The organism is Paenarthrobacter sp. RAF54_2, from assembly GCF_052113945.1.
GTDB lineage: Bacteria > Actinomycetota > Actinomycetes > Actinomycetales > Micrococcaceae > Arthrobacter.
This window is the reverse complement of sequence record NZ_JBFRDV010000004.1, coordinates 1-17,738: the sequence shown is the minus strand read 5'-3', so window position 1 is coordinate 17,738 and position 17,738 is coordinate 1. Positions and strand designations below refer to the sequence as shown.

Sequence of the window (17,738 nt, the reverse complement as noted above, 5' to 3'; positions counted from 1 at the left end):
GTCCTTTTCTAGAGAGCGCTGGCGGCGTTTGCGTGCGCAGCATTGGCTACGGCGGTCGCTACATCGGCGGCTACATGCGGATCGAAGACGCTGGGGATAATGTAACTCGCGTTCAGCTCATCGTCAGCTACCCGGTTGGCAATTGCCTCGGCGGCGGCCACCAGCATGTTCGGCGTGATGTCCGATGCTCCGGCGTCCAGCAGTCCGCGGAAGAAGCCGGGGAAGGCCAGCACGTTGTTGATCTGGTTCGGGAAGTCGCTGCGACCCGTGGCAACAACGGCGGCGTGCTTGGATGCGACAACTGGATCGATTTCCGGCGTCGGGTTGGCCATGGCGAAGACGATTGCGTTCTCAGCCATGGAAGCCACCTGCTCCTCGCCGATCACATGCGGGGCGCTGACGCCGATAAACACGTCTGCTCCCTTCAGGGCGTCATGCAGGGTTCCGGAGAAGCCCTCTTCGTTGGTGTTCTCGGCAATCCAGCTGCGGTGCTCGTCGTCGTACTTTTCGCCGGAGTGGATGGCGCCGGAGCGGCCGGCGGCAATGATGTGCTGCGCGCCCTGGGCCTTGAGGAGCTGGATGATGGCAGAACCGGCAGCGCCGACGCCCGAGACCACGATCTTGACCTCTGACAGCTTCTTGTCCACCACGCGCAGGGCGTTGACCAAGGCAGCGAGGGTGACAATCGCGGTGCCGTGCTGGTCGTCGTGGAACACCGGGATGTCCAGTTCTTCGCGGAGGCGGTTCTCGATCTCGAAGCAACGCGGTGCGGCGATGTCTTCCAGGTTGATACCGCCGTAAACGGGGGCCATGGCCTTGGCGATCATGATGATCTCTTCGGTGTCCTGCGTATCCAGGCAGACCGGCCAGGCGTCCACGTTGGCGAACTGCTTAAACAGCGCGGCCTTGCCTTCCATGACGGGCAGCGCGGCGGCGGGGCCGATGTTGCCCAGCCCCAGGACGGCGGAACCGTCGGTGAGGACAGCGATGGTGTTGCGCTTAACCGTCAGGTTGCGGGCAGCGGCCGGGTCTTCTGCAATGGCCAGGCAAACACGCGCGACGCCGGGGGTGTAGGCGCGTGACAGATCGTCACGGTTGCGCAGGGCTACTTTGGGGACGACCTCGAGCTTGCCGCCGAGGTGCATGAGGAAGGTGCGGTCCGAGACGTGCTGGACGGTGACGCCGTCGAGTGCGTTCAGGGCGTCTTTGACGCGCGCTGCGTGGTCGTCATCCGTGGTGTTGCAGGTGACGTCCACGACGATCGTCTCGTGGTGGGATTCCGTGACGTCCAGCGCGGTGATTGCGGCACCTGCTGCGCCGACGGCTGCTGCCAGTTCGCTCGTAGCGGTGAAGCTGGACGGTGCGGCGACGCGCAGGGTGATCGAGTTTCCGGGGCTCGGATTCGCCATTGAAATTCCTCCTGTAAGGCCCGTTCCCGGGCCGCCTTTCCAAACTAAATGTTTTCGTATTATGGATATTATTATCTACAAAGTGGAAACACAACCCCTCACTCGGTCATTTTGCGTCTCGTCGCGCAGGTGCCCGCTGTGCTGTATCTTGGGTGTTCTAAGCAATTCTTTTCACGATGCGGATAAGAGTTGTCGGAATCTGAGTCATTGGAGACAAGGGAATGGCTGAAAAAGCCTCCGGAGGCGTGCAGTCCGTTGAGCGCGTCTTTGAACTGCTGGAACTGATCACGGATGCGGGTGGCGATGTCACTCTGAGCGAGCTGTCGTCGTCCACTGACCTGCCCTTGCCCACCATCCACCGCCTGCTGCGCACCCTGGTATCCCTCGGCTACATCCGCCAGCTGCCCAACCGCCGTTACGCCCTGGGCCCGCGGCTTATCCGCCTTGGCGAAGGTGCCAGCAAGCAGCTCGGAGCCGTAGCGCGTCCGCAGCTGAAGACGCTTGTGGAACGCCTTGGCGAGACGTCCAACATGGCCGTCCTGGATTCGGACATGGTCATCTACGTGGCCCAGGTCCCGTCCATGCACTCCATGCGCATGTTCACCGAGGTTGGCCGCCGGGCCCACACCCATGACACCGGCGTTGGCAAAGCGATCCTTGCGCAGCTCGACGACGAGCAGGTCCGCGGCATTGTTGCCCGAACCGGCATGCCCACTCCCACGGCCAAGAGCATCGGCGATATTGACTCCCTGCTCGCGGACCTGAAGCTGATCCGCGAACGCGGCTACTCCATTGACGAGGAAGAGCAGGAACTCGGGGTCCGTTGCTTCGCGATGGCAGTGCCCAATGCTCCCACTCCCACGGCTATCTCTGTTTCCGGGCCCATCACCCGTGTGGACCAGAGCTTCGCCGACCGTGCTGTGCCAATGCTGCGCGAGGCCGCCCTGGCGATTTCCGCGGAGCTCAACCAGAACTAGGCTTCTCCTTCTCCACACCACCCGCCGAGTTGGCACTTGACGCCCATGTTTTCCACAAACATGGGCGTTATTTGTCATCTCGGCGCTTCCCTCGGCAGCACAAATGACGGCAGCGTCCCCCAAGGGAACGCTGCCGTCATCTGCCATTTTGGGCGGGAGCTAGTGCTCGGACGCGCTGGAGGTCTTGAGCGGGACTTCCTTGCCGTCGGCGTCGATCAGCTTGCCGTTCTCGAACCGGTCGCCTTCGCTCAGGCACTTGATGTCTTCCTCGCTGACGATGCGGTCCGTACCAGCGACGAACACTGACTGGTTGTCCGTGTTGCCTGCCTTGAAGTGGTTGAACAGGATGTTCAGCAGGATCGCCATGACTGCGGCGGAGCTGATGCCGGAGTGGAAGATCGTGGAGAACCAGGAAGGGAACTGGTCGTAGAACTTCGGAGCGGCAATGGGGATCATGCCGAAACCGATCGAAGCGGCCACGATGATCAGGTTCATGTTGTTCTTGTACTCAACCTTGGCCAGGGTGCGGATACCGCTGGCTGCCACCGTGCCGAAAAGGACGACGCCGGCACCGCCCAGGACGGGCGTGGGAACCGCTGCAACCACTCGGCCAAGGACCGGCAGGAGGCCGAGGACCACCAGGATGAGGCCACCGGCGCTGACAACAAAGCGGCTCTTGATGCCGGTGATGGCCACGAGGCCCACGTTCTGGGCGAAGGCGCTCTGCGTGAAGGAGTTGAACAGGGGCGAGATGGCGCTGGAGAGCATGTCTGCGCGGAGGCCGTCGCCGATGCGGCGGGAGTCAACCTTGGTGTCGACGATCTCGCCCACTGCAATGATGTCCGCGGAAGTCTCGGTCAGGGTTACCAGGATGACGATGAGCATGGAGACGATTGCTGCGATCTCGAAGGTGGGAGCACCGAAAGCGAAGGGCGTGGGGAAAGCGACGATGTCGCCCTGGCCGACCCTGGAGAAGTCTGCCATTCCTGCAACGAACGCGATGATGGTGCCGATGACCATGGCCAGCAGGATGGAGAGCCGGGAAATGGCGGCGTTGCCAACCTTGCTCAGGAGCAGGACGATGCCCATGGTTGCTGCTGCAAGGCCGATGTTGGCCATGCTGCCGTAGTTATCGGCCTTGGCGTTTCCACCCATGGCCCAGTTGGCTGCGACCGGCATGAGCGTCAGGCCAATGGTGGTGATGACCGTGCCGGTGACCACTGGCGGGAAGAACTTGATGATCTTGGAGAACAGGGGAGTAATGGCCAGGCCGATCAGGGACGCCACAATGACCGAACCGAAGACCGCCTGGATGCCCCCGCCACCTTGGACAATCGCAACCATCGTTGAGACACCTGCGAAAGAGACGCCCTGAACCAGCGGCAGCTGCGAGCCAAAGAACGGGATGCCCACCGTCTGGAGGATAGTGGCCAGCCCGCCAACGAACAGGCAGGCTGCGATGAGGAGGCCGATATCCTGCGAGGACATGCCTGCCGCGGYGCCGATGATCAGCGGCGGGGCAATGATTCCGCCGTACATGGTGAGGACGTGCTGGAAGCCGTATGCGAACGTGCTTCCGATCGAGAGGCGCTTGTCCTCGGGACGTTCTGGCTGATGCTTCTGCGAAGGGGTGCTATTCGCAGGGCGGGTTTTCTTCTTCGTGTTCATGGCAGACTTTCTGGGTTCATGGCAGACGTCTTCGTCTGGCTAACTGTGTCTGGCTAACAAAATCTGGGGGTTCTTTTGGGGCTGGGGTTTGTGTGCAGGTCCGGCCTTGACGGGGCGCCGCTGGGGGACCTGCACACAACCCCTGGATGGTCCGTTGGTAGGGGTGGTGCTTAGCAGAAGCCGGCGATGCCGCTCCATGCAACGGGCGCGGCAGTGGTGTTGTCGCGCTGGACGGTTGCTTCGATGAGGCCGTATGGGCGGTCCGCGGCGAAGAAGACCTCGTTGGGGTTGTCCAGGCCGAACGGGCTCAGGTCAACCAGGAAGTGGTGCTTGTTGGGCATGGAGAACTTGATCTCATCCACTTCGCTGTGTGCTTCCAGGACCTTCTTGCCCATGTCGAACAGCGTCTGCTGCAACGCGTGCGAGTAGTTCTCGGTGAAGCCTTCCAGCAGGAGGGCCTTGATGTCCTCGTAGCTCTTGTTGAAGTCCGTGCCAGCCAAGTCCAGGTTGGTGTTGTAGCGCCAGCGGGCGGAAACATCGGTGGCCAGGATGCGGTCCGTGGTTTCCGGCAGGGTTGTGTACTTGTCGCGCGGGTAGCCGACGAAGCCGGACTGCGTGGTCTTCAAGACGGTCAGGTCCTTGAGGCCGGAAATCACGTGGGTGGTTGCGCCATCACGGACGACGACGGCGGTACGCACCTCTTGTCCGTTGCGGACGAAGCTGTGATCGTGTCCCGCGCCGTGTGCCTGGATGCGGTCCCAGCTGTAGGCATCGGCTTCCCAACGGCCACCGGTTACCCATTCGAACTCGCCGGTGAAGTGATTGGCAAGGCGCAGCAGGAAGGACTCCGGTGAGCCGATGCCGTCACGGGCAAAAGCGTAGACCGTGTTCTTCTGGGTATCGGTGGCGACGACGTGGCCGTTGTCGCCTTCGAGGTGCGCGGCCTGGAAATCGCCGCGCAGCTGCGAAGTAACGTTCAGGTCTTCGATGTGGTGGCGGTCAGTATCCCGAGTGACCTTGACGACGCGGACTTCCGCTTTGCCGTACTGGTTTTCGCCGAGGACGATGTTGTTGCTCATGGTCATATCCCAACTTCTGTGAGGTGGAACCTACGTTCCATCAATGAAATTAAGCGCGTGTTTCCACCGCGTTTCTGGTGGAGCCGACCCAACAAAAAAGAGCCGACATCCATTGATGCCAGCTCATTACGACCCTGCCTGCTGCTCTCAGGTTACGTGACGTACGCCACGAACTCATTCGAGAGTAGCGCATGATTTCGGCTTGTGTATATGGGTTTCCGGAGATCGTTATGAAGCAGCCAAATGTGACCGGAGCGACTCTTCGTGCCTTCTGGACAGGTCTTGACGGCTGCTCGGGGGCCTGCCTATCCTTTTCACATAGCAATAAAGATTTTCCGAACTACGGAAAAGTGCTGCACTGGAAAGAGGAGGAACAGATGGACTCGAAGGATACGAACAACGTCGTGGAATTCCCGGTACCGGGTCAGGAGCTGTACCTGCCCTTCGGTGCAACAGACCCGGACTTCTACATCCCGGCCGACTGCGACCGCAATGCCAGCGGATTCTCCCGTTGGCTGYGCGCGCTCCCGGTGTTCGGCCGGCAACGCCCCTAGCACTCCCTGCGGCGCCCGCCCAGCCGCGGCCCCCGCCCGTTTAGACGGCTCGCTGCAGGCAAGACGGTAGGAGTCGTCTTGTCTGCAGCGAGCCATCGAAACGGGCTTTTCCACATACGCCCTGGGTCCCCTGTCGCAAGTTCTTAAGGCTCGACAATGCTTGTGCCATGGCGAAAATGGCTGATCTCCCCGCGGGCATGGATCTGTGGAGGACCTCCGAACTCAATGAAGCCGGATTCAATGACCGGAGTATAGCCACCCTGGTGCGGTCGGGTGAACTGGTAAGGCTCCGACGAGGTTGCTACATCCGTGGCAGCACCTGGTCCGCCCAGAAGCCGTGGGTACGCAGCCGCCAACTCATCGCCGCCCACGCTCATGGGACGCTCACGACGTCGGTCGGTGGCTTGGTCTACAGCCACACCTCCGCAGCACGCCTCCACGGCTTGTTTCTGTGGGACGTTGACGACCGCGTGCACATTACACAGAAGAAGACGCCGTCGCCGATTTCGCATGGCCGCGACGTAGTCGCTCATTCCAAGGTGCTCCTGGAAGGCGATGTAGTCCTCGTGGACGGACTACCCTGTACATCGCTGGAGCGGACGGTGGCGGACTGTTGCTTGATGTTTGACTACCGGCGGAGCCTTGTGCTGATGGATCATGCCCTCCGCAGGGGTGCAGATGCTGAGAGGCTGGCGCAAATTTGCTTAGCTCTGTCGGGGAGAAATGGAGTGCTTTCGTTGCGCCGGGCCTTGGAAAATGCCGATGCGCGCTCGGAGTCTCCCGGCGAGACTCTCAGCCGGGAACTTCTGCAGCGACTCCGCATTGAGCCACCAGACCTTCAGGTGGGAGTTCGAACAACGGAAGGCCGACATAGCTTGGACTTCGCGTGGCGCGAGAAGAAGGTGGCTTTGGAGTTCGACGGCAGGGTGAAGTACTTCGACTACGAGCCAACAGATGAAGTGATCTTCAAGGAAAGGCAGCGCGAGAAGGCCCTGATGGAGCTGGGCTGGAAGTTCATCCGCATCACATGGAGGGATCTGTTCCGGGAGCAGGAATTCAAGCTCCGTGTCCTGCGAGCCCTCCGCGCTGCCGACTAGACGACTCCCTGCGCGCTAGACGACTCCTACCGTCTAGTGCGCAGGGAACCATCGAATCGGGCGGCCGCCACAAAAACCAGACCTACCCCGCCACCAGCTTCCGCGCCGCAGCCGAGTGCTCAGCGATGAGCCCGGCAACGTCGAGCCCGGGGATCGCGCCATCAACCACGCGCCAAGCACCGCCCACCATCACCCGGTCGGCACGATCAGCCCCACAGAGCAGCAACGCAGCCACGGGGTCGTGGCTCCCGGAGAACCGCAGCGAGTCCAGCTTGAACATGGCAAGGTCCGCCTGAAGCCCCGGAGCCAACTGCCCGATGTCGGAGCGCCCCAAAACGGCGGCGGATCCACGTGTCGCCCAGCCAAGGGCCCTCTCCACCGGGACCGAAGCCCCGTAACGGAGTCGTTGCAAATACAGTGCCTGACGGGCTTCGAGGATCATGTTGGAGGCATCGTTCGACGCCGAGCCATCCACTCCCAGCCCCACGGGCACACCCGCGGCTTCAAGTTCCAGCACTCGCGCTGTCCCGGAGGCGAGGCGCATGTTGGAGGTTGGGCAATGCGCGACGGCGGTGCCCGCGGCTCCCAGCCTGGCGATCTCGTCGTCATTGAAGTGGATGCCGTGTCCAAGCCAAGTGCGGGGCCCCAACCAGCCAACTGACTCCAGGTAATCCACGGTCCGGAGCCCAAACATGGACTGGCAGAAGTCTTCCTCGTCAATGGTCTCTGCGAGGTGCGTATGCAGCCGGACATCGAAGCGTTCAGCCATCGCCGCAGATTCGGCCATGATTTCCTTGGTCACGGAGAACGGCGAACACGGGGCAAGTGCGATCTGCACAACGGCCCCATCTCCGGTCTCGTGGTACTCACGAATCAGCCGTTCGCTGTCCGCAAGGATCACCTCAGGTGACTGGACCGTGGTCCGGGGCGGCAGCCCGCCGTCGTCCTCTCCCAATGTCATGGACCCGCGGGTGAGCGTGGCCCGCATCCCCATGGACCGCACCGCGCCCACTTCGATGTCAATGGCGTCTTCCATGCCGTCCGGAAAGAGGTAGTGGTGGTCGGCGGCGGTGGTGCAGCCGGACAACAAAAGCTCGGCGAGTGCAACCTGCACCGCAAGCTCAAGGCTCCGGGGCGTCAACCGTGCCCACACCGGGTACAAATTCTGCAGCCACGGGAACAGCGGAGCGTTGGCCACCGGACCCCAGGCGCGGGTGAGGGTTTGGTAAAAGTGGTGGTGGGTGTTGATGAGTCCAGGCAGAACCACGTGGGCGGAGGCATCAAAGACAGAGCAAGGCAACGACGGCTGCCCGCCCGACGGCACGAGCTCCAAGATTTTCCCGTCGGAGACCACCAAGCCGCCACCGGCGCCGAGGTCGTTTGCGGTGAAGATACCCAGCGGGTTCTTGATCCAAAGAGGGGTCATGAGGGTCCTTGTCTGGTCGGCATGTATGCGTTCCAGCTCAGTTAGGCCCTGTCTGCTGATCCAGGAGCCGGAAGCCACCAAGTGCGTCCGGTCCGAAAAGCGTAAGATGCAYGACGGCGGCAGTCAACGCCCGCAGGCGTCCCACGGTCACATCCGGTCGCCACCCCAAGATTTCGTATGACGAAATTAAATTTTCAAAAAACTATGGCGCGGCTCACAAACCTGGTGCTACGCTCTAACTGCCAAAGGCGGGCACCCGGACTTCGGGAAGCTATCTACCAGGCGCAACTTAACCTTCATCGCACATGCTGAAGCCTGGTAACCAAGCTAACTGGAGCTCCGTTCCGTAGCGCCCCCAACAGGTCACCTGGCTTCCTCAGCACTAAGGAAGTCGCAACATGAGTACAACCGTCACGGCCGAGCAATTCCTGGCCACAACCATTGAGCTGGCAACAGCCAATGTCCTCAACAGTGGTGGCCCCTTCGGCGCCGTCATTGTTACCGCGGATGGACAAGCCTTCCAAGGCGTCAACCGCGTCACCGCCACGAACGATCCCACCGCACACGCTGAAGTCACGGCCATCCGTAACGCCTGCCGCGAACTGGGAACCTTCGATTTGAGCGGGGCAACCCTCTACACCAGCTGCGAGCCATGCCCCATGTGCCTGGCCTCCGCACTCTGGGCACGCGTTGACCGCGTGTTCTTTGCCGCAGACCGTCACGACGCCGCATCCGTTGGCTTCGATGACGCCGTCTTCTACGAGTTCTTCGAGAACGACAACCGGGACGCGCTGATGCCGGTAGCCAAGCTGGAACTGGGCGACCCCCAGGCTCCGGCGGCCCTCCAGCCGTTCACCACATGGAACACGCTTGATTCCAGGATTGATTACTAGGGCCGGTGGCTGACATGACAATCCTGGATCCCGCAGAAATGCAGACCGCAGCTGAAAAGCAGGCTGCGCTCCTCCCCAACGGAGGCAAGAGCGCAGAGCCCACAGCGGCAAACGCAAAGCACACAGCCACCCGGCTCGCCGGACAAAGCAGCAACAGCAAGCCCCCGGTGTCGAACTCCTTCCTGGACAAGTTCTTCCAGATCACCAAACGTGGCTCCACGCTGGCCCGCGAATTCCGCGGCGGCCTGGTCACGTTCTTCACCATGGCGTACATCGTTATCCTCAACCCGCTCATCCTGGGCGGCTTCTCGGCAGACAACGCCCCGGTGGATGTGGCTGGCGGCTGGCTCTCGGCAGCACAGGTAGGCGCAGTTACTGGCCTGACCGCCGGCGTCATGACCATCGTCTTCGGACTCGTGGCCAACCTGCCCTTCGGCCTCGCAGCCGGCCTGGGCATCAATTCCTTCCTCGCCGTCGCTGTCATCCAGGAAGTCACATGGCCAGAAGCCATGGGCCTGGTGGTCATCAACGGCATCCTGATCGTCCTTTTCGGCGCCACCGGTGCCCGGACGGCGATCTTCAAGGCAGTCCCGAAGGAACTCAAGGCCGCCATCACCGTTGGCATCGGCCTGTTCATCGCCTTCATCGGCTTCGTCGACTCCGGCTTTGTCCGCCCCACCAAGGGCGGCCCGCCGGTCCAGCTGGGCACGGATGGTTCCATCACCTCCATCCCAACTCTCGTCTTCATCATCGGATTGCTGGTCATGGGTATCCTCGTGGCACGCAAGATCCAGGGCGGCCTGTTGATTGGCATCGTCGCCACAACAGTCCTCGCCGCTGTAGCCGAGGCCGTGTTCCACATTGGTCCGGGCACCGCCGACAACCCTGGCGGCTGGCACCTCAACGTGCCGATCCTGTCCAGCCAGTTGATGTCCGTCCCGGACCTCAGCCTGGTGGGTCAGTTCGACCTCTTTGGTTCGTTCGCCAGGATTGGCGGACTGGCTGCGACCATGCTGGTCTTCACCTTGGTGTTCACCAACTTCTTCGACGCCATGGGCACCATGACAGGCCTGGCCAAGAGCGCAGGCGTGGCACACAAGGACGGTACGTTCCCCAAGCTGAAGTCAGCCTTCATCGTTGAAGGCATGGGCGCAGTAGTGGGCGGCGGGACGTCCGGTTCCTCCAACACCGTCTACATCGACTCCGCAGCAGGAATCGGCGAGGGCGCCCGCACGGGCCTGGCGTCGGTCGTCACTGGCCTGCTGTTCCTGGGTTCGATGTTCTTCACGCCGCTTACTTCGGTTGTCCCGCTGGAAGTGGCAGCCGCAGCACTGGTGGTGGTGGGAGCGATGATGATGGCGCAGATCCGCGAGATCAAGTTCACCAAGTTCGCCATCGCGTTGCCGGCGTTCCTCACCATCGTGACCATGCCGCTGACCTACTCCATTGCCAACGGCATCGGCGTCGGGTTCATCTCCTTCGCGGTGATCAGCGCGGCATCGGGCAAGGCCAAGAAAGTCCATCCGCTCATGTGGGTGGTCACGGCGGGCTTCATTATCTACTTCGCCCGTGGCCCGATCAACGCCTTGATGGGCGTCTAGCCCGGTGCCCCACCCCGCGCCGGCGGGTCCACATCCGGCACTTCGAAAGGCGGTCCATCCGCACCCACCGCACGAATAGGCGTCCGCCGTCGTGGTCCCTGACCGAACAGCATCACCGGAACAGGCACGACGGCGGGCGGCGGCCCTGGTTATTCAGGGACGGGTGCTGATGCTCCGTCAGGGAACGGGGGCAGGGAGATGAAGCCCTTGCCCCCGTTCCTATGAACTCTTATTCAATAATCGCGACTACCCCTCAACACCTTCTGGAAATGAGATTATGAGGGCAAGATCGCGCACTGCTCCGGCCGGGCCACCCAGCCGGGACACCTGGAAAAAGGACGTGTTGCCATGCTGGATCTGATGCCTTCACTGGGCAGCTGGCGGACTGCGGTCTCTGGCCAACGATGCGCTGTGGCCACGATCGTAGGGACCGGCGGCTCAGTGCCGCGCCCCATGGGGACTTCCATGATGGTTTCCGAACATGGCGAAATCCTGGGCAGCCTGTCCGGCGGTTGCGTGGAAGGGGCCGTCGTTGAGGCAGCCTTGGAAGCAATGCGCGACGGCGGCCCACGCCTTGAGTCTTTTGGCTACAGTGCCGAGGACGCGTTCGCCGCAGGACTCACCTGTGGAGGAGAACTGGAAGTCCACATCCAGCCACTGGGTAGCGATTCCGGCGAAATGGCCTTGTTGGACATGGCTCGGCTAAACGGACAAATTACCCAAGCCCCAACGGCCTTGGCCCTCATCCGCAGGCTCGGTGGCGGAGGGGGAGTGGTGGTCGTTGATGACCCTGTTCGGTTCCGCGCCATGGAATCAACGCAACTGGCGCAGTTGGTGGGCGATCATCCCGCCACCTTGATGGCTGCGGCGGCCCAGGTTGAGACGCTGCTCCAAGGCGGACGAACCGGGTTGGTCCGGCTGGCAGCACCCGAAGGCTGCATCGATGGCTGGGTGACCGTGGACAGATGGGCGTCGGCGGACCCGGAAGAAGTAACCCAGCCCGAACCCATCACCTTGTTCGTGGAAAGCCGTTTGCCGGCCGCCCGGATGCTCATTTTCGGGGCCAATGATTTCGGTGCCGCATTGCTCCCCGCCGGACAGTTGCTTGGTTACAACGTCACCCTGTGTGATGCCCGTCCGGCATTTGCCCAGCAGGGCCGTTTCGCTGGCGCGGACCAGGTGGTCACCGACTGGCCCCACCGCTACCTGGAAGCTGAAGCAGTGGCCGGACGGGTCGACGCCCGGACCGTGGTGTGCGTCCTGACCCACGATCCAAAGTTCGACATCCCCCTGCTTGAAACAGCACTCCGTTTAGATCTGGCTTACGTCGGTGCGATGGGCTCGCGTCGCAGCCACCGGCAACGGATTGACGCCCTGCTCGAGGCCGGCAGTCCCGCCGAAGCGCTCGAGCGGCTGCATTCCCCGATCGGACTAAACCTTGGTGCAGTGACACCAGCCGAAGTCGCAGTCTCCATCACGGCGGAAATCATCGCCGAGCGGGGAGCAGCCCAGAATGCCACAGCCCACAAAAAGCCCGGCTTCCCCTCGCTGAAGGACAGCACCGGCCCGATTCACGCGGCACCGATTCACCCTGCGCCGATTCACGCGGCACCTCAACACCTCACTCAGGAGGACCCATGGACATGAACACCATCGAGGCCGTGGTTCCCACCACGGATCCCTCGCAATGGCGCGATGGCGATGCCTGGCTCGCCGGAGGGACTGTCCTCTTCTCCTACGGAAGTACCGTCCTCAAGCGGCTCCTTGATTTGGGCCAAGCGGATTGGCAGACCATCACTGTCACCGATGATGGCATCGAGTTGGCCGCCACCTGCACTGTTGCCGAGCTCTACGCCCTGCCGGCGTCCGCGGAAATAGCCAACCGTGAGTGGCCCGGCCTGGCATTGATCCGTCCTTGCTGCGACTCCTTCGTGGCCTCCTTCAAGATCTGGAACATGTCCACGGTGGGCGGCAACCTCTGCACATCCTTGCCGGCTGGCCCCATGATTTCGCTGTGTGCCGGGCTCGACGCCATGGCATCCATCCAGAGCCCGGACGGCACCGGCCGCACAGTACCTGTGGCCGATTTCGTCACCGGGGACATGGAGAATGTCCTGGCCCCGGGGGAGTTGCTCCGCAGCATCCACCTTCCAGCCTCGGCTCTCTCCGCCCGGGTCGCCTTCCGGCGTCTGTCGCTGAGCAACCTTGGACGCTCCGGCGTGCTGCTCATCGGACGCCTCGATCCCGACGGCGGTTTGGTCATCACCGTCACCGCCTCCACCAAAAAGCCCGTACAACTACGGTTCCCTGCCGGGCAGGTTCCCGACGCCGGGATGGTGGCTGACGCCGTCGGGGATTCCATTCCCTGGCCGCTGTACCACGATGACATCCATGGGCTCCCGGAGTGGCGTCGCGATATGACGTTCAAATTGGCCGAGGAAATCCGGGCGGAGCTGCTGGGCGAGTCAATGGCCGTGTCAGGCGATTTCTGGCCGCCCGACGCCACTTCGCCGCAACCATCCACGCAACCCGCACAGAACAACCCGCAGAAGGAGGCTTCCCATGGCAATTGAGATCAACGGCGCTGCCTCTCAGGCCACACCCCGGCCCGGCCAATGCCTGCGCACCTTCCTTCGGGAACAAGGAAACTTCGGCGTTAAGAAGGGCTGCGACGGCGGTGACTGCGGCGCCTGCACTGTGCACGTCGACGGCACGCCCGTCCACAGCTGCATCTATCCGGCTCTCCGCGCCGAGGGCAAAGCCGTGACCACGATCGAAGGTCTCTCCACCGGCGAAAACCTTCACCCAGTGCAGGAGCAGTTCCTTGAAGCACAGGGCTTCCAATGCGGTTTCTGCACCGCCGGCATGGTCATGACCGCAGCCACTTTTGACGACGAGCAACGTGCCAACCTGCCCCGCAACCTCAAGGGCAATCTGTGCCGCTGTACCGGTTACCGCTCCATCGCGGACGCGGTGTGCGGTCATGGCGTCGAGCACAAGCACGACGCCGGAGCTGACGTTTCCGGGGCACAATCGCCTGCCGCGGGACAGCCTGTAGCCGGGCATCCTGCCGCCGGAAATCCCACCGCCGGACATCCCGTGGCTGTGGAAGCTACTCCCGGCCAACTCGGGGACAACGTGCCCGCACCCGCCGGCCGAGCTGTGGTAACCGGAACTGCCCGGTACGCTCTGGATGTCCCGGCTGAGCAGTTGACCGGCCTACTGCACCTCAAGCTCCTGCGTTCGCCGCATCCGCACGCCCGGATCGTTTCCATTGACAAGACCGCGGCACTTGCGGTTCCCGGCGTCGTCGCTGTTTTCACGCATGAAGATGCACCAGCGCAGTTGTTCTCGACGGCCCAGCACGAACACTTCACGGACGACCCCGATGACACCCGCGTGCTGGACAACGTGGTGCGGTTCATCGGCCAGCGCGTAGCTGCTGTTGTGGCCGAATCCGTTGGTGCTGCGGAGGCCGGAACCCGAGCGCTTGCTGTGGAGTACGAGCTTTTGGAATCCGTGTTCACGCCCCAGGAGGCCATCCTTCCGGGGGCACCTGCGATCCATGGTGACAAGGATGGCGTTTACTCCAGGATCTCCCGCCCCCTTCAGAACGTGGTGGCCGAGGTCCACGCCGAACTGGGCAGCGTGGCCGACGGCTTCGCGGCAGCCGACTTCATCCATGAGCACACGTACAAGACGCAAAGGGTTCAGCACGTCGCGATGGAAACGCACGCGTCCATTGCCTGGCTGGACGAGGACGGCAGACTGGTTGTCCGTTCCTCCACGCAGGTTCCCTTCCTGGTCAAGCGCACCCTGATGCGACTGTTTAATCTGCCGGAGGAGACTGTTCGCGTGGTGGCCGGCCGCGTCGGAGGTGGCTTTGGCGGCAAGCAGGAAGTCCTTACCGAGGATCTTGTGGCTCTCGCGGCCTTGGCGCTGCGGAGGCCCGTGCAGTTGGAGTTCACCCGGACCGAACAGTTCACGGCCACTACAACGCGCCATCCCTTCACTATTCACTTGAAGGCCGGCGCCAGCCGGGACGGATACCTCACCGCCCTTCAACTGGACGTCATCACCAACACCGGGGCCTACGGTAACCATGCCCCCGGCGTGATGTTCCATGGTTGTGGCGAGTCGCTGGCCGTCTATAAATGCGTCAACAAGAAAGTGGACGCCCAAGCCGTCTACACCAACACCGTTCCCGCTGGTGCTTTCCGAGGGTATGGGTTGAGCCAGATGATCTTCGCGATCGAGTCCGCCGTCGACGAACTTGCCATCGGCATCGGCATGGATCCGCTCGAGTTCCGGCTCAAGAACATGGTCCGTCCAGGCGATCACATGTTGTCTACTACGCCCGAACCAGAGGAAGACGTCCACTACGGCAGCTACGGCTTGGACCAGTGTGTGGCCTTGGTCCGGGATGCCCTGGACCGGGGCAAGGAGCGTTACCGGGCCGCTGGCCTGGAGGACCTCGGCCCCGACTGGGTCGTAGGGGAGGGCTCGGCCCTGTCCATGATCGATACCGTTCCGCCGCGCGGCCACTTCGCCCACACCAGGGTGAGCCTGGAAGCGGACGGAAGGTTCGCCGTCGACGTCGGTACTGCAGAGTTCGGGAACGGCACCACAACCGTGCATTCGCAACTCGCCGCTACTGCGCTGGCGACAACCGCCTCAAAAATTACCGTCCGTCAGTCCGATACGGACCTCGTGGAGCACGACACCGGCGCGTTCGGTTCGTCCGGGACAGTGGTGGCCGGCAAGGCGACGCTCGGCGCAGCCCTCGAGCTTGCCACCAGGATCCAGACCGTTGCGGCTTCGCTGACGGGGGCTGCTTTGACTGATTGCCGCTTGGTGGACGGAGCTGTGGAGTGCGGCGACCGCGTGGTTCCGCTCAAGGAAATTTACGACGCCGCCCGTCTCCAAGGCGTTCGCCTCGCCACCGACGGCAACTGGGGAGGAACGCCGCGGTCAGTCGCATTCAATGTCCACGGTTTCCGTGTTGCCGTCAATACAGGAACGGGTGAGCTGCGGATTCTGCAGAGCGTGCAGGCCGCTGATGCCGGCGTTGTGGTGAATCCGCGGCAGTGCCGTGGGCAGATCGAAGGCGGTATCGCGCAGGCGCTTGGTGCTGTGCTGTATGAGGAAGTGAAAGTGGACGACGCCGGACACGTCACCACCGATATCCTCCGGCAGTACCACATTCCGTCATTCGCGGACGTGCCGCGGAGCGAGGTCTATTTCGCCACTACCAACGACTCCACCGGACCCCTCGGCGCCAAGTCCATGAGCGAGAGCCCGTTCAACCCCGTGGCGCCCGCGCTGGCCAACGCCATCCGCAACGCCACCGGAATCCGCTTCGGCCAACTGCCGATTGCCCGGGACAAGATCTACCTGGCCCTCCGCGACCGCACCACTGCACCCGTCTAACCCCACCCCAATTAACCCAGATCCCCTTGCTTACTTGGGTGGGACGGCTACTTGGGGGAGACGGCGAGCTCCATGAACACGCTGTTCGGGTCCAGGGTGTAGTTGGCGAACGGCGGGCACTCGGTGAATCCATGCCGGGCATACAAACGACGCGCGGGCGCAAAGTAATCTTCGGTACCAGTTTCCAGGCTCACGCGTTCGTAGCCCCGGCGGCCAGCTTCGGCCACGATGTGCTTGAGCATCAGCGTGGCCACTCCCCGCCCACGGGCAGCGGCGGTGGTGCGCATCGACTTGATCTCGCCGGACCGGCCGTCTCCGTCAGAAGTGGCCAGTTCCTTCAGCGCCCCGCATCCCAGCAACACGCCGTTTTCGCGGGCCGTCCAGAACGTGATCGCTTCATGCGACAACGCCGAATGGTCCAATGCGTGCACGCTCTCTGCGGGCGACGTCGCAAACATGTCCGCCAGATGTTCGCTGAGGAGCTGATGGACATCCGGGCGCGTGGGATCGTCAAGTGCAATCTGGATCATGGATTCAAACTTACCGGCCCGGGATTGATCAAGCCTCCAGTCAGTCCTCCAGCAGGTGCAACTGGTCCTTCGTATCCAGGTCTTCGCCGGAGCAGAGGTCACTGCAGTCCACCAGGTCCACCAAGCCCGGGTGCGCTTTGAGGAATGATCGCGCCCCCGTGTCACCATTCGCCGCTTCCGCAGCTTGGAATCGGAGCCCGACGTCGATAATCACCGGGTGCCGACGCTTAAGGTGCCCTGACTCGTCAGGGTAGGCGGCTGCCGTGACGCGACCTGGACGGTGGCTGCCCAGCAGCCTGCTGACCGCCGTCGGGGTTAAACCGGGCTGATCCACCAGAGCCACCATGATGCTGTGTCCCGGCGAGGCCGCCTCGATTCCTGCGCGGAAAGAACCAGCCATGCCCTTGGCCCAGTTCTCGTTCTCGACCACGGTGTATGTCCGTAGATCTGTGGTGCTTCGAACGCGGTCCGCCTCGGCCCCGACCACGACCACAACCTCCCGGCAGCCGCCGTCGAAGAGAGTATCGGCGAGCACCTCAACCAGCGTGCGGCCGCGGTAGGGGAGCAGCGCTTTCGGTCCGCGGCCCAAGCGCGTACCAGCCCCTGCGGCAAGCAGGACGCCCGTAGTGGGCGCCACGCCGGATCCAGTCATATCCTCACGATACGCGCGGGCATGCACGCGGTCTGTAGCTTGCTCAGAGCTTTCCGGGACATCTACCAAAATCGGTTGCAAACTACTCCTCAGTAGGTCTGTTGGTAGGTTCCGACGGCCATTATTGTCGGTAGGGAATTGTTCAAATCAGCTCTAATGCAATGATGCGTGGAGGAAAAGGGGAAGATGGCGGGCAGTTTCGAGATACTCAAGGCCGGGACGAACACGTTCAGGTTCCGACTCACAGCCGATGACGRCACAGTTGTGGCAGTGTCGCCACAGTTTCCCAATTTGAAGGCCGTCGTGGCCGGTATCAACGCAGTCCGCGAAAACGCGGCAACCGGATTCGTCGTAGACCGGAGGAATCTGGGCACCTAGGCCTCCCCGGTACTACACACAAAAACAAGTTGGCGGCAGTGTTC

General features: G+C 62.5%; 15 protein-coding genes. 9 read left to right on the top strand and 6 right to left on the bottom strand.

What is annotated here, in order from left to right; all coding sequences use genetic code 11:
* Positions 1-8 precede the first annotated feature (8 nt).
* Positions 9-1,409, bottom strand: coding sequence for an NAD-dependent malic enzyme (locus tag AB4Y87_RS04150; RefSeq protein ID WP_442003175.1), 1,401 nt, complete (start codon positions 1,407-1,409; stop codon positions 9-11).
* A gap of 221 nt (positions 1,410-1,630) precedes the next feature.
* Here AB4Y87_RS04150 and AB4Y87_RS04145 point away from each other — a divergent pair, with 221 nt between their 5' ends.
* Positions 1,631-2,386, top strand: a complete 756-nt coding sequence (locus AB4Y87_RS04145) for an IclR family transcriptional regulator (protein WP_224088895.1) — start codon at positions 1,631-1,633, stop codon at positions 2,384-2,386.
* A gap of 159 nt (positions 2,387-2,545) precedes the next feature.
* Here AB4Y87_RS04145 and AB4Y87_RS04140 read toward each other — a convergent pair whose 3' ends face one another.
* Positions 2,546-4,054, bottom strand: coding sequence for a nucleobase:cation symporter-2 family protein (locus tag AB4Y87_RS04140; RefSeq protein WP_442003174.1), 1,509 nt, complete (start codon positions 4,052-4,054; stop codon positions 2,546-2,548).
* 170 nt (positions 4,055-4,224) lie between these two features.
* Positions 4,225-5,139, bottom strand: a complete 915-nt coding sequence (pucL, locus tag AB4Y87_RS04135; RefSeq protein ID WP_442003173.1) for a factor-independent urate hydroxylase — start codon at positions 5,137-5,139, stop codon at positions 4,225-4,227.
* A gap of 371 nt (positions 5,140-5,510) precedes the next feature.
* On the opposite strand from pucL, the gene AB4Y87_RS04130 reads away from it, so the two are divergent.
* Positions 5,511-5,687, top strand: coding sequence for a hypothetical protein (locus tag AB4Y87_RS04130; RefSeq protein WP_442003172.1), 177 nt, complete (start codon positions 5,511-5,513; stop codon positions 5,685-5,687).
* Between the two features lie 167 nt (positions 5,688-5,854).
* Positions 5,855-6,784: a type IV toxin-antitoxin system AbiEi family antitoxin domain-containing protein gene (locus tag AB4Y87_RS04125; protein WP_442003171.1), complete on the top strand. Its 930-nt coding sequence runs from the start codon at positions 5,855-5,857 to the stop codon at positions 6,782-6,784.
* 82 nt (positions 6,785-6,866) lie between these two features.
* On the opposite strand, the gene AB4Y87_RS04120 is transcribed toward AB4Y87_RS04125, so the two are convergent.
* On the bottom strand, positions 6,867-8,210 hold the full coding sequence (locus AB4Y87_RS04120) for an 8-oxoguanine deaminase (protein ID WP_442003170.1): 1,344 nt from the start codon (positions 8,208-8,210) through the stop codon (positions 6,867-6,869).
* A gap of 398 nt (positions 8,211-8,608) precedes the next feature.
* On the opposite strand from AB4Y87_RS04120, the gene AB4Y87_RS04115 reads away from it, so the two are divergent.
* The 5 genes from AB4Y87_RS04115 (at position 8,609) to AB4Y87_RS04095 (ending at position 16,134) form a co-directional block, all read left to right on the top strand.
* Positions 8,609-9,103, top strand: coding sequence for a nucleoside deaminase (locus tag AB4Y87_RS04115; RefSeq protein WP_442003169.1), 495 nt, complete (start codon positions 8,609-8,611; stop codon positions 9,101-9,103).
* A 5-nt stretch (positions 9,104-9,108) separates the two neighbouring features.
* Positions 9,109-10,704, top strand: coding sequence for an NCS2 family permease (locus AB4Y87_RS04110; protein ID WP_442003168.1), 1,596 nt, complete (start codon positions 9,109-9,111; stop codon positions 10,702-10,704).
* Positions 10,705-11,052: 348 nt separating this feature from the next.
* Complete coding sequence (locus AB4Y87_RS04105) at positions 11,053-12,351, top strand: XdhC family protein (RefSeq protein WP_442003167.1); 1,299 nt, start codon at positions 11,053-11,055, stop codon at positions 12,349-12,351.
* Positions 12,342-13,277: an FAD binding domain-containing protein gene (locus tag AB4Y87_RS04100; RefSeq protein WP_442003166.1), complete on the top strand. Its 936-nt coding sequence runs from the start codon at positions 12,342-12,344 to the stop codon at positions 13,275-13,277. Before AB4Y87_RS04105 ends, AB4Y87_RS04100 begins: the two co-directional genes overlap by 10 nt.
* Complete coding sequence (locus AB4Y87_RS04095; RefSeq protein ID WP_442003165.1) at positions 13,267-16,134, top strand: molybdopterin-dependent oxidoreductase; 2,868 nt, start codon at positions 13,267-13,269, stop codon at positions 16,132-16,134. Before AB4Y87_RS04100 ends, AB4Y87_RS04095 begins: the two co-directional genes overlap by 11 nt.
* A gap of 47 nt (positions 16,135-16,181) precedes the next feature.
* On the opposite strand, the gene AB4Y87_RS04090 is transcribed toward AB4Y87_RS04095, so the two are convergent.
* On the bottom strand, positions 16,182-16,664 hold the full coding sequence (locus AB4Y87_RS04090; protein ID WP_442003164.1) for a GNAT family N-acetyltransferase: 483 nt from the start codon (positions 16,662-16,664) through the stop codon (positions 16,182-16,184).
* A 40-nt stretch (positions 16,665-16,704) separates the two neighbouring features.
* Positions 16,705-17,343 carry a nicotine blue oxidoreductase gene (gene nboR / locus AB4Y87_RS04085; RefSeq protein WP_442003402.1) on the bottom strand — a complete coding sequence of 213 codons (639 nt, stop codon included), beginning with the start codon at positions 17,341-17,343 and terminating at the stop codon, positions 16,705-16,707.
* Between the two features lie 159 nt (positions 17,344-17,502).
* Here nboR and AB4Y87_RS04080 point away from each other — a divergent pair, with 159 nt between their 5' ends.
* Positions 17,503-17,694: a YegP family protein gene (locus AB4Y87_RS04080; RefSeq protein ID WP_442003163.1), complete on the top strand. Its 192-nt coding sequence runs from the start codon at positions 17,503-17,505 to the stop codon at positions 17,692-17,694.
* Positions 17,695-17,738 lie beyond the last annotated feature (44 nt).